At 71.4% G+C, this 11,566-nt stretch carries 10 protein-coding genes; 4 read left to right on the top strand and 6 right to left on the bottom strand.

Annotated elements, in window-relative coordinates:
* The first annotated feature begins 11 nt into the window (after nucleotides 1-11).
* From AB0B66_RS10985 to AB0B66_RS10970, 4 genes are all read left to right on the top strand, one after another.
* Nucleotides 12-641 carry a TetR/AcrR family transcriptional regulator gene (locus AB0B66_RS10985; RefSeq protein WP_360526444.1) on the top strand — a complete coding sequence of 210 codons (630 nt, stop codon included), beginning with the start codon at nucleotides 12-14 and terminating at the stop codon, nucleotides 639-641.
* 110 nt (nucleotides 642-751) lie between these two features.
* The gene (locus AB0B66_RS10980) at nucleotides 752-1,825 is read left to right on the top strand and encodes an LLM class flavin-dependent oxidoreductase (RefSeq protein WP_360526441.1); all 1,074 of its coding nucleotides are present in this window, start codon (nucleotides 752-754) and stop codon (nucleotides 1,823-1,825) included.
* A gap of 246 nt (nucleotides 1,826-2,071) precedes the next feature.
* On the top strand, nucleotides 2,072-4,672 hold the full coding sequence (locus AB0B66_RS10975; RefSeq protein WP_360526438.1) for a hypothetical protein: 2,601 nt from the start codon (nucleotides 2,072-2,074) through the stop codon (nucleotides 4,670-4,672).
* 126 nt (nucleotides 4,673-4,798) lie between these two features.
* On the top strand, nucleotides 4,799-5,152 hold the full coding sequence (locus tag AB0B66_RS10970) for a UBP-type zinc finger domain-containing protein (RefSeq protein ID WP_360526435.1): 354 nt from the start codon (nucleotides 4,799-4,801) through the stop codon (nucleotides 5,150-5,152).
* On the opposite strand, the gene AB0B66_RS10965 is transcribed toward AB0B66_RS10970, so the two are convergent.
* The 6 genes from AB0B66_RS10965 to AB0B66_RS10940 are packed head-to-tail and all read right to left on the bottom strand — an operon-like array spanning nucleotide 5,142 to nucleotide 11,211.
* Entirely contained in the window at nucleotides 5,142-6,221 is a 1,080-nt protein-coding gene (locus AB0B66_RS10965) for an LLM class flavin-dependent oxidoreductase (protein WP_360526432.1), read from the bottom strand. The two genes, AB0B66_RS10970 and AB0B66_RS10965, sit on opposite strands and share 11 nt — an antisense overlap.
* A complete protein-coding gene (locus tag AB0B66_RS10960; RefSeq protein ID WP_360526429.1) occupies nucleotides 6,218-7,255 on the bottom strand; it encodes an aldo/keto reductase in 1,038 nt (345 codons plus the stop codon). The genes AB0B66_RS10965 and AB0B66_RS10960 overlap by 4 nt, the downstream gene beginning before the upstream one ends.
* A 20-nt stretch (nucleotides 7,256-7,275) precedes the next feature.
* Entirely contained in the window at nucleotides 7,276-8,610 is a 1,335-nt protein-coding gene (locus tag AB0B66_RS10955) for an LLM class flavin-dependent oxidoreductase (protein ID WP_360526426.1), read from the bottom strand.
* Nucleotides 8,607-9,341 (bottom strand): ABC transporter ATP-binding protein, encoded by a 735-nt coding sequence (locus AB0B66_RS10950; RefSeq protein WP_360526423.1) that lies wholly within the window; start codon nucleotides 9,339-9,341, stop codon nucleotides 8,607-8,609. Before AB0B66_RS10950 ends, AB0B66_RS10955 begins: the two co-directional genes overlap by 4 nt.
* Nucleotides 9,317-10,156 (bottom strand): ABC transporter permease, encoded by an 840-nt coding sequence (locus AB0B66_RS10945; RefSeq protein WP_360526420.1) that lies wholly within the window; start codon nucleotides 10,154-10,156, stop codon nucleotides 9,317-9,319. Before AB0B66_RS10945 ends, AB0B66_RS10950 begins: the two co-directional genes overlap by 25 nt.
* On the bottom strand, nucleotides 10,153-11,211 hold the full coding sequence (locus AB0B66_RS10940) for an ABC transporter substrate-binding protein (RefSeq protein ID WP_360526417.1): 1,059 nt from the start codon (nucleotides 11,209-11,211) through the stop codon (nucleotides 10,153-10,155). Before AB0B66_RS10940 ends, AB0B66_RS10945 begins: the two co-directional genes overlap by 4 nt.
* Between the last annotated feature and the right edge of the window lie 355 nt (nucleotides 11,212-11,566).

Below are 11,566 nucleotides of genomic sequence, written 5' to 3'. Positions count from 1 at the left end.
GTGGCGTGCCGATGACCGGGCCGGCCTACCGGCGGGATCGCGCCCGCCTGCCCGCGGCGCAACGCCGTCGCCAGATCATGGAGGCGACCGCCGAGCTCATCGCCGAACGCGGGTTCTGGGGCCTGTCGATGCAGGACGTCGCCGACCGGTGCGGGCTGACCGTGCCCGGCCTGCTTCACCACGTCGGCTCCAAGGACGGCCTGCTGGTCGCCGTCCTGGAACACCGCGACGCCGAGGATGCCCGGTCGCTGGCCGCGCAGCTCGGCATCTCCGACCTCACCGCCCCGTGGGCCGGTGGCGAGCTGCCGCCGGGCGTCGACCTGCGGCGGATGTGCGCCGCGCTGGTGCGCCGCAACGCCGGTCAGCCCGAGATCGTACGGCTGTTCGCCGTCCTGGAAGCCGAGTCGCTCGCGCCCAGCCACCCCGCGCACGACTACTTCGCCGCGCGCCAGGAGCACACCCTGGCCGTCTTCGCCGCGCTCGCCAAGGACGTCGCCGCCGAGCCGCACGCGCTGGCCCGCCAGCTCATGGCCATGATGGACGGCCTGCAGATCCAGTGGCTGCGCTCCCCACACACCAACGACCTGGTCCGGGCCTGGGAGGACGCGGCAGAGCTGCTGTTCGCCCAGTCGGGCCGGTAGCGTCAAGGGGTGATCGCTTCGTGGTCTACCGCGTTCGGTTCGCGGCGAATAGGCTAGCAATCCGGTCGGAGATGTGGGATAAAGTCGGCCGGTAGCCGAGGAGAGCACAGATGACGTTCCACTGGTTCCTGCCCACGTCGGGCGACGGCCACGAGGTCGGCGCGGCCACCGTCGCGGCAGGTGCGGCCCGGCACGCGCGTACGGCGTCGATCGGCTACCTCGCCGACGTCGCCCGCGCGGCCGAGCAGTCGGGCTTCACCGCGGCGCTGACCCCGGTCGGCGCGGCCTGCCCCGACCCGTGGATCGTGTGCGCCGCGGTCGCCCAGCACACCGAGCGGCTCAAGCTGCTCGTCGCGTTCCGGACCGGATTCGCGCTGCCCACACTCATCGCCCAGCAGGCCGAGGCGTTCCAGGAGATGTCCGGCGGGCGGCTGGCCCTCAACGCGGTGACCGGCGGCGACGGCGCGGAGCAGCGCGCGTACGGCGACTTCCTGGACCATGACGCCCGCTACGACCGCACCGCGGAGTGCCTGGAGGTCATCCGGCGCTGCTGGGCGGGGGAGCGCTTCGACTTCTCCGGCGGGCACTACCGGGTCGAGGGCGGCGGCTTCGGTGCGGCGCTGGACCCGGCCCCGCCGATCTACTTCGGTGGCGCGTCCGCGGCCGCCGAGCAGGTCGCGGCCCGGCTGTCCGACGTGTACCTGATGTGGGGCGAACCGCCGGCGGCGATCGGCGAGCGGGCCGCCCGGATGCGCGCCCTGGCCGCCGAGAACGGCCGCGCCCTGCGGCTGGGCCTGCGCATCCACGTCATCGCCCGGCCCACCTCGCAAGAGGCCTGGGCCGAGGCCGACCGGCTGCTGTCGGGGATGGACCCCGAGCGCATCGCCGCCGCCCAGCAGCGTTTCGCCCGCATGGACTCGGTCGGCCAGGCACGCATGGCTGCCCTGCACGGCGGCCGGGCCGACGGCCTGGTCATCGCGCCGAACGTGTGGGCCGGGGTGGGCCTGGTCCGCGAGGGCGCGGGCACCGCCCTGGTCGGCAGCTACGCCGAGGTCGCCGAGCGGCTCAGCGAGTACGCGGCGCTCGGCGTCGACGAGTTCATCCTGTCCGCGTGGCCGCACCTGGAGGAGGCCCGCCGCGTCGGCGAGCACGTGCTCCCGCTGGTGCGCGCCGGCTTGGTGTGATGCGACGGTTGGGCGCGGCGTGGGCGAGCGCACCGGTTGTCGATTAGTGGACAGTCCTCGCTCGACGCGCTGTATCCGCCTGCCCAGGCTTCGACGCGTGCGATACCGTCCGACTGCGATGCCTGAGGTTCACGCGCTCGACGGGTCAGAGCATCCGCCGAACGGCGCGACAGCGGCAACTCGCCCACCACCGTCCAGGTGCCTGATGACGTGAGCTGGCCGCGACGCAGCTGGGGAAGGTGAAGGATGTCCGTCCGCAGCGTGACCGCGGCAGGCCCTGGCGCTTCAGGCCAGGCGGGCGAACGCCTGCGCCAGTCGACCCCCGTGGAGCAGTCGATCCTCGAGCTGCGGGACGAACTGCTGGACCGCGCATTCCAGAGTCCGAGCGTCACATCGGTTCTGCCGACCTCGGCGGAACAGGAAGGTGTCCGGCGGCTCGTGGCCGCGCGACTACCTGGCCGACTTCGCGACATCATGCAGGTCACCCGGGTTGCCAGGGCGCGGTTCGACAAGGCCAAGGAGGACGCCGCCGCGGTCATCCCGAGCCGCGAGCCGGCGTTGCGTCGAGCGCTGTCGCTGGTCCGAAATGCGATGATCATGTGTGGTGCGGCGGCTGTGCTTGTCGCGCTCAACGTCACCTTGCAGGCGACCGGAGCGCTTTCCGGGAACACCGATTTCGGCGCGCTGGCTGCGGTGCTGGGCGTCCTGACACTGTTCGCTCTTATCACGACTCCGGGTAGGTCGCGGCATCTGCTGCTGCGCGGCGGCGACAAGAAGCCGGTCCGTTTTACCGGGCCGCTGTTGGCCATCGTCGGCGGAGCCGTGCTCGCTGCTCTCGTGAGCGACTATGTGGTTGACGACATCAGCTCCGGCCTGTGGGATCCGGCCTTGATACTGGTTGGCGGTATCCCTCTGGCGTTCCTCAGAGCACAGCTTGCCGCCGCCGTGGCGCGGGCCGCGCGAAGTTCCTGGACATCGGACCTCGACGCGGACTGGCCGACACCGACGTCGACGTTTGGGCTGCAGCTGTACGAGCGTGCCCGTCGTGCCCGTCGTGACTGGATCAATGCCCTGGTCCATCAGGGAATCCCGATTCTCGTCGGCGACGAACTCGACAAGCGGGCACCTTCGTACGTCACCTGGCTGGGTGAGCAGCAACCGACACGGATCCTTGTCGAGATCACCGAGACGGCGCAACTCGTCGCCACGCGTGCGAGCAGACAGTTGTCTCGCACGCTTGCGAACATGACCACGGCCAGCGTCGGGATCAGTGGTCCTCGCGGTGTCGGAAAGAGCGCGCTGCTGTCCTCAATGGGTGACGTGCGCCTGCGGCGTACGCCGTCTGCCTTGTCGCTGGTGATCTCGGCACCGACCGGATATGACTCGCGAGAGTTTCTGATCGAGCTGTTCACGCAGGTGTGCCGTTTCGTTGCCGGCGATCCGGTCTCCCCGCCGAGCCGGGCGGGCTGGGATCTCGGGCGGCGGTGGCCGGCCTTGCTCGCCGGAATCGGACTCGTCACGGCCGTCGGCGCCGCGATCTGGCCGCTGCCAGAGGTCTTGACACACAGCGCGCTGGCGCACCCGCGTTGGACGGTGGGCATCGCCGGTGCACTGGCCATGGTCATCGGGATCGCTCTGCACGTTCGCGCGGGCGGGCAGCCGGTCTCCGAAGAGCCCATCGTCGTCGAGGCTCGACGGCACCTGGAGACGCTCGGCTCATTGCAGACGCACACCATCGAGCATTCCGCCACGGTGAAGGCTCCGGCCTGGATCGAGGCCGCGAAGAAGAAATCCGTTCAACGCGCCGAGACACCCCGGACCTATCCGCAGCTCGTGCGGGCGTTCCGCGATTTTGTGGAACGGCTCGGCCGGGACGCCCGTGGCGGTCCCGGACGGAGCGGACCGATGACGATCTGCATCGACGAACTCGACAAGATCGGTTCGGCGGAGGAGGCCGAACGATTCCTCAACGACATCAAGGCCATCTTCGGGGTAAGCAACTGCCATTACCTCGTGTCTCTCTCGGAAGACGCGATCGCCTCGTTCGAGCGCCGTGCGCTCACGCTTCGTACGGCGTTCGACAGCGCGTTCGACGCGGTGATCGTGATGCCGAGGCTCAACCTCGACGAGGTTCGCCACCTGCTCGCCAGGCGCCTCATCGTCCTGCCTGAGCCGTTCATCGCCCTGTGCCACAGCCTTTCGGCGGGCCTGCCGCGTGACGTCATCAGGACCGTGCGCGCCATGCTCGACGTGCATGCGTCCGCGCTGGACGAGCTGATCAGGGAACGCGCGCAACGCGAACGGCAAGCCCGCCGAGCCGGCGGTGGCCGTGTGGATCGCACGCGGCGCGAGACCTTGCGCGTGCCGCTCGCACGAATCGCCGCCGAACTCGTACAAAGTGATCTTCAGTCGGTGACGGAGGGGCAGCTCGCCAGCCTGGGCAGGCTGCGGGGCGTGGAGCACGACGCGGCACTCTCGTGGGTGGGGAGCGTGACCTCGACTGCGCTCGACGGCCCTGCGCTGATCGAGCACTGCGGCCGTTCGCCCGACATCGGCACTGTGACAGGTCCCGCGAGTGCCGTTGGCCAAGATCCTGGCATGATCGAGTTGGTTCGTCTGGTCCGCCAGTACCGGGCTTATCTCTACTACGCCGCGACGGTCCTGGACGCTTTCTGCGCGGGCTCCGATCGTGTCGCCGAGGTCTTGCAGGATGAGGAGAACCCGATCGAATTGCTGGCGCAGGCACGCGCGCACCTCGCGATCGACCACACCAGGAGCTGGCGACTCGTCGACGAGTTCCGGAAGCGGTGGGGGCTGCCGGTGGAACCTCCACCCGCCTGGGGATGAATGGCGGGCATCGATGCCGCAGGCCGTGACCTGCCCTTTCGAGTCCATTCGGCTGCGGCAACGCGGTGATCCTGTCATCCTTTAGCTGCGGCAGCGGTACATGCTGCCATGGTGGGCAGGTCAGACATGGCATATGACGAGTCGGTGATCAACCCGGCTGTACCGCCGAGCGGCACGGGCTGCTTGGAGTGCGAACAGACCGGTGGGTGGTGGTTCCACCTCAGGCGTTGCACAGCCTGCGGCCACATCGGCTGCTGCGACAACTCCCCGGCCCAGCACGCGACCGGGCACGCCAAGGCGACCGGCCACTCCGTGATCTGCAGCTTCGAACCGGGCGAGGACTGGTTCTGGGACTACCGGACCGAGCAGTTCATGCGTGGGCCGGCGCTCGCCGCGCCCACGCACCACCCGAACGACCAGCCCGCGCCCGGTCCCCGTGGCAGGGTGCCCGCGGACTGGCAGTCCAAGCTCAACCAGTGACCGGTCCGTCCCGCAGCAGCGGCAGAAGCTGCTCGCCCTGACGCCTGATCTCCGGCAGGTACGGCGTGTCCGACAGCACGAAGTGCGTTACCCCGAGTTCCCGGTACCGCCGCAGCGACCGCGCCACGTCCTGCGCCGACCCGACCAGCCAGGTGGTGCCCGCACCGCCGCCGCCGAATCGGCCGGGAGCGGTGTACAGGTTCTCGTCGAGCACTTCGCCCCGGGCGGCGAGGTCGAGCAGCCGCCGCTGCCCGACCGCGGCCCGCCAGCGCGGGTCGCGCGCGGCCGGGTCCTGCCCGTCGGCCATCTTCGCGACCTTGGCCTCGGCGTCGGCCCAGGCCTGCTCCGTCGTGTCGCGGACCAGCGTGGTGACGCGCAGCCCGAACTCCAGCGGCGCGTGCTCGCGTTCCAGCTTGCGCTCCAACTCCCGCAGCCGCTCGATGCGCTCGCGTACGCCGTCGAGCGGCTCGCCCCAGAACAGCTGCACGTCGGCGTCGGTGGCGGCGACCTGCTCGGCGGCCTCGGACGCGCCGCCGAAGTACAGGCGCGGGTGCCTGCGGTCGCCGCGTACGACCGTGCGGGGCACCACGGTGGCATCGGTGACCCGGAAGTGCTCCCCGTGGTACGTCACGTTCTCCTCGGTCCACAGTCGGCGGACGATGCGCAGGAACTCGCGGGTGCGGTCGTAGCGCTGTGCCTGCTCGCCCTCGGCGTCGCCGTACGCGGCCAGGTTGTCCTTGCCCGACACGATGTTGACCAGCACCCGCCCGCCGGTGAGGTGGTCCAGGGTCGCGGCGGCCGAGGCGAAGTGCGCCGGCCGCCAGTAGCCGGGCCGGATCGCGATCAGCGGCTGGAACGTCGTGGTCTGCGTGGCCAGCGCGGTGGCGACGGTGAAGGTGTCCGGCCGTCCCCAGCCGGTCCCGAGCAGCGCCCCGCCCCAGCCGTGCTCCTCCAGCGCCTTGGCGTGCCCGACCAGGGTCTGCAGGCTGTTGTGGCCGTCGACGGCGTCGTCGCCACGATGGCCGGGCCTGGCCTGGTTCGGGATGTACCAGAGGAACTCGGCGCTCATCGGACGTCCTTCGCGCCCCGGCGGCGCTGCGCGGGGTCGGCCAGCGACGGCGGCGCGTAACCGGCGTCGGCCGGGTTCAGCGTGGTGCCGGGCGGGACGATGGCGTCGATGCGGTCGAGCACGTCCGCGGACAGCGTCACCTTGTCCGCGCCGAGCTGGGACTCCAGGTGGGCCAGGGTGCGCGGCCCGATGATCGCCGAGGTGACGGCCGGGTGCTGCAGGACGAACGCGATCGCCAGGTGGATCAGCGAGAGGCCCGCCTCGTCGGCCAGCGCGGCCAGCTCGGCGACGGCGGTCAGCTTGCTCGCGTTGGCGGGCACGGCCGGGTCGTACCGGGCCGGGAAACGCTCGGCCCGGCGGGACACCGGCCCGGTCTGGTCCCGGCCGGACAGCCAGCCGCCCGCGAGGGGACTCCACGGGATCACCGCCAGGCCGTGCCGCTGGGCCACCGGCAGCACCTCGCGTTCGACGCCCCGCGCCAGGATCGAGTACGGCGGCTGCTCGCTGACCACCCGTTCCCGGCCGCGCTGCTGCGCGATCCACTGTCCCTCCACGATCGCCGACGGCTCGAACGTCGAGGTGCCGATGTAGCGGATTTTGCCCTGGCGTACCAGGTCGGACAGCGCGCCCAGGGTCTCGTCGAAGTCGGTGTCCGGCTCGGGCCGGTGCACCTGATACAGGTCGATCCAGTCGGTGCCCAGGCGGCGCAGGCTGTTCTCCACCGCCCGGTGGATCCAGCGGCGGGAGTTGCCGCGGTGCTGGGGGTTCTCGCCGACCTGGCCGTGGAACTTGGTGGCCAGGAAGACGTCGTCGCGCCGCCCGCCGGCCAGCGCCTTGCCCACGATCTGCTCGGATTCGCCGTGGGAGTAGACGTCGGCGGTGTCGATGGCGTTGATGCCCTCGTCGAGGGCCCGGTGGATGACGCGGATGCCGTCCTCGTGGTCCGGGTTGCCCCGGGCACCGAAGTTCATCGCGCCGAGCGTCAGCGAGCTGATCTGCACCCCGGTGCGTCCGAAGGGGCGGTAGTCGACCATGGTGGGTTCCTCTCTGGAGGTCAGTGGGCGGCGGCGGGTTGCCGCGTGTGGCGGTTGGCGGGGCGGGGCAGTCCGTAGTGCTCGCGCAGGGTGGCGCCGGTGTACTCGGTGCGGAACAGGCCGCGGCGCTGCAGGATCGGCACGACGTGGTCGACGAACGTCTCCAGGCCCGACGGCAGCACCGGCGGCATGATGTTGAAGCCGTCGGCCGCGCCGCTGCGGTACCACTCCTCGATGGCGTCGGCGACCTGCTCCGGTGTGCCGGCGAAGGTGCGGTGGCCGCGCCCGCCGCCGAGGCGGCCGATGAGCTGGCGTACGGTCAGCCGCTCCCGCCGGGCCAGCGTGACGATCAGCGTGTACCGGCTCTTCGCGCCCTCGATCTCGTCCTCGTCGGGCAGGTCGGCGGGCAGTTCCCGGTCCAGGTCGAGGTCCTCGGGGGCGACCCGCAGCGTGGTGGCGAGCTGCTTGCGCGCGTACTCCGGTTTGATCAGCCGGTCCAGCTCGGCTTCCAGCGCGAGGGCTTCGGCCTCGGTGGACCCGATCGCCGGCACGATGCCCGGCAGGATCTTGATGGTGTCCGGGTCGCGGCCGGCCTGCGCGGTGCGCCACTTGAGGTCCCGGTAGAACGCCTGCGCCTCGGCCAGGGTCTGCTGGGCCGTGAACACCGCCTCGGCGTATCGGGCGGCCAGCTCCTTGCCGTCCTCGGACGAGCCCGCCTGCACCAGCAGCGGGTGGCCCTGCGGGCAGCGCGGCACGTTGAGCGGACCGGCGACCCGGAAGTGCCGTCCGCTGTGCTCCGGCGGGTAGAGCAGCGTGTCGTCGCCCCACCGGCCGCCGTCCTTGTCGCCCAGCGGCGCGGCGTCGTCCCAGCTGTCCCACAACTTCAGCGACACGTCGACGAACTCCGCCGCCCGCTCGTACCGTTCCCGGTGCGCGGGCAGCTCGTCGAGGTTGAAGTTGCGGGCCGCGTCCACGCCCGCGGTGGTGACGATGTTCCAGCCGGCCCGGCCGCCGCTGACGTGGTCCAGCGACGCGAACCGGCGGGCCAGGTTGAACGGCTCGTTGTAGGTCGTCGACGCGGTCGCGATCAGCCCGATGTGCTCGGTCGCCCCGGCCAGCGCGGTGAGCAGCACGGTCGGTTCGAGCGTGCCGGAGGGCCGCCGCCCGATGCTGTTCCAGAGCACGGGGCTGTCGGCCAGGAACAGCGAGTCGAGCTTTCCTCGCTCGGCGATGCGGGCCAGCCGCTTGAAGTGTTCGACGTCGGTCTGTGCGAACGGGTCGCTCTCCGGCAGCCGCCAGGCCGCCTCGTGGTGGCCGACGCCCATCAGGAACGCGTTGAGGTGCAGCATGGTCATCCTTCCGTCTCGACGCCCAGCGAGCGCAGCAGCGACTCCCGGTACGCCAGGAACCGCGGCTGCCGGTGGGAGCGGGGTTCGGGCAGGTCGATGGCGGTGTCGACGGTGATCCGGCCCTGGTCGATCACCAGTACCCGGTCGGCGAGCGTGACGGCCTCGTCGACGTCGTGCGTGACGAGCAGCACCGCGGGCCGGTGCCGCCGGCACAGCTCGCGCAGCAGATCGTGCATGCGCAGCCGGGTCAGCGCGTCCAGCGCGCCGAAGGGCTCGTCGGCCAGCAGCAGGTCCGGTTCGGAGACCAGGGCGCGGGCCAACGCGACACGCTGCTGCTCGCCGCCGGACAGCTGGTGCGGCCAGGCCCGCTCGCGCCCGGACAGTCCGACCTCGGCCAGCGCCGCCCGGCCCCGCTGCGGCGCGTCCGGTCCGGACAGGCCGAGCACGACGTTGTCGAGCACGTGCTGCCAGGGCAGCAGCCGGGCGTCCTGGAAAACGACCGAGGACTTCTCCGGCACGTCGATCACGCCGGAGCCGGCCACGTCGCGGTCCAGGCCCGCCAGCGCGCGCAGCAGGGTGCTCTTGCCCGAGCCGCTGCGGCCCAGCAGGGCGACGAACTCGCCCGCGCCGATCTCCAGGTCGAGGCCGTCCAGCACGAGCCGCTCGCCGAAGCCGCGCCGCAGCCCCCGGGTGCGCACCGTGCGGGTGCCGGTCAGTCCGCCAGGGTGCGTCGCCATGACAGCGCCTTCCGCTGGGCGAGCCGCACGGCGCCGTCGGACAGCAGCCCGAGCAGGCCGTACAGCACGAGGCCGACGATGATGATGTCGGTCTGGCCGTACTGGCGGGCCAGCTCCATCATGTAGCCGATGCCGCTGGTGGAGTTGATCTGCTCGACGACCACCAGGGACAGCCACGCCCCGACGACCGCGAAGCGCATCCCGAGCAGGAAGCCCGGCAGTGCCCCCGGCAGCACGATCCGGCGCAGGAACACCCCCGGCCGCAGCCGAAGCGACTCGCCCAGCTCGACGTAACGGCTGTCGATGCTGCGCAGCCCGTTGTGGGTGTGGATGTAGACCGGCACGAACACGCCGAGCACGATCGTGATGACCTTCATCTGTTCGCCGATGCCGAGCCAGAGCACGAGCAGCGGGATCAGCGCGACGCCCGGAATGGCGCGTTTGATCTGGACCGGCCCGTCGAGAATCGCCTCGCCCCACCGGCTCAGGCCGGACATGAGGGCGAGCACGGTGCCGATGGCGGTGCCGATGGCCAGGCCGAGTCCGGCCCGCTGGGCCGAGACGGCGAGGTTCTCCTGCAGCCGACCGTCGGCGATGAGTTCGCCCGCGGTGGTCACGACGGTCCAGGGGGCGGACAGGGTGCGGGTGTCGAGCCAGCCCGCCGCCGAGCCGATCGCCCACAGCGACAGCAGCAGCACCGGGCCGAGGACCGCCCCGAATGGGATGGCCCGGCCGGGCCCGAGCCGGCGGCGCGGCCTGCGAGCGGGTACGGCCGCCGCGGACGTGCGCGGCCGGGTGAGCACCGACGCGGTCATCGGGCGCCTCCGGCGAGCGCGTCGGCGGCGACGGTCTCGTACCGCCGGTCGTACAGGTCCTCGGCCTGCAGCGGCTTGTTGCCCGTCTCCTTGGCCAGCAGGTCGATGGTCTCCTGGTGGCGGGAGATCGCGTCGGTCCAGGTGGGCGGGATGTCGGCGACACCGGAGTTGGCCACGATCCACCGGCCGTCCTCGACGGTCAGCCCCTGGTCCTTGACGTAGTACCGCTCGATCCACTCGTCGGGGTTGGCCTCGCGCCAGCGCCAGGCTCGCGCCCACACCTGCACGTACTGGCGGATCGCGGCCGCCTTCGCCGGGTCGGCGAGCACGGTGACCGGCGCGTACAGGTGGCCGGGGTCGTCGCGCAGCCCGTGCGCGATCGTCGTCGCGCCGTCCTTGCCATACTTCGTCTCGTACCGCTTGACCTGCACGCCGCCGATCGGGGCGACGTCGACCTGCCGGGCGGCGAGCGCGTTGACGTAGACGTCGCCGGTGCTCGGCAGCTCGACCAGGTCGACGTCCTGTTTGGTCAGCCCCGCCTTGTGCAGCACCCGCAGCACCAGCGCGCCCTGTGCCTGGCCGGGGCTGTAGGCGACCTTCCTGCCCCGGATGTCGGCCAGCGTGGCGACGGCGACGCCGGGCGCGATGCCCAGCCGGTAGATGGCGTGGTCGAGCGGGTCCTGGCGGAACTTCGAGGCCACGATCTTCGTGGGGATGCCGGTCCAGTGCGAGTGGATCGGCGGGATGTCGGCGACCGAGCCGATGTCCAGCGCCCGGGCACGGAACGCCTCCAGCGTCTGCGGGCCGCCGCTGAGGTTGGCCCACTCCACCTCGAACGTCAGGTTCTTCACCTCGCCGGAGTACTCGATCGCCTTCTGGTGCTCCTTGTCGCCCACGACCAGCCTGGTGCCGGTCGGGGTGGACTCCAGCAGGGGCGCGGTGAGCGCGAGCGCCGCGGCCGGGGTCTCCTCCTGGGCGCACGCGGCCAGGCTCAGCGCGACCGCGCCGAGGGTCGCGGACAGGAAAGTGCGGCGGTGCATGGGTGGGGGTTTCACTGGGGGTCTCCTTCGTCGTTCGGGGACGCAGGGGGAGGGCGGCATGAGGGTTTCCCGCCGACGGGCACTCGTCGGCCGGGCACGGACGAGCACGGCGCGGCATGGCGCGGCCGTGGATCGGGGAAGAGAAGCGGCAGCCGGTGGTCGGCTTCGTCGCGAAAGGAGGCGGTGCCGCTCAGCAGCAGCCGCGGGCGGTGGTCCAGCAACGGCAGCAGCCCCGCGACACCGCGACCGCGGTGGCGTCGAGCGGGGTCTGCCGAGTGGTCATGCCGAAGACGCTATCCTACATATCCTATCGGCGAAATAGGAGTTCCAATTAGTGGGACTCGCCGGTCGAAAACGTGCCGGGCCAGGC

It is taken from the genome of Catellatospora sp. NPDC049111, from assembly GCF_040648615.1.
Taxonomy (GTDB): domain Bacteria; phylum Actinomycetota; class Actinomycetes; order Mycobacteriales; family Micromonosporaceae; genus Catellatospora; species Catellatospora aurea.
Note: the sequence above shows the minus strand (reverse complement) of the source record. Positions and strands in the feature narration are given on the sequence as shown.

What these genes read in the sequence shown, in the direction of transcription:
- AB0B66_RS10985 (WP_360526444.1), top strand. Translation starts at nt 12, where the DNA reads ATGACCGGGCCGGCCTACCGGCGGGATCGCGCCCGCCTGCCCGCGGCG.
- AB0B66_RS10980 (WP_360526441.1), top strand. Translation starts at nt 752, where the DNA reads ATGACGTTCCACTGGTTCCTGCCCACGTCGGGCGACGGCCACGAGGTC.
- AB0B66_RS10975 (WP_360526438.1), top strand. Translation starts at nt 2,072, where the DNA reads ATGTCCGTCCGCAGCGTGACCGCGGCAGGCCCTGGCGCTTCAGGCCAG.
- AB0B66_RS10970 (WP_360526435.1), top strand. Translation starts at nt 4,799, where the DNA reads ATGGCATATGACGAGTCGGTGATCAACCCGGCTGTACCGCCGAGCGGC.
- AB0B66_RS10965 (WP_360526432.1), bottom strand. Translation starts at nt 6,221, where the DNA reads ATGAGCGCCGAGTTCCTCTGGTACATCCCGAACCAGGCCAGGCCCGGC.
- AB0B66_RS10960 (WP_360526429.1), bottom strand. Translation starts at nt 7,255, where the DNA reads ATGGTCGACTACCGCCCCTTCGGACGCACCGGGGTGCAGATCAGCTCG.
- AB0B66_RS10955 (WP_360526426.1), bottom strand. Translation starts at nt 8,610, where the DNA reads ATGACCATGCTGCACCTCAACGCGTTCCTGATGGGCGTCGGCCACCAC.
- AB0B66_RS10950 (WP_360526423.1), bottom strand. Translation starts at nt 9,341, where the DNA reads ATGGCGACGCACCCTGGCGGACTGACCGGCACCCGCACGGTGCGCACC.
- AB0B66_RS10945 (WP_360526420.1), bottom strand. Translation starts at nt 10,156, where the DNA reads ATGACCGCGTCGGTGCTCACCCGGCCGCGCACGTCCGCGGCGGCCGTA.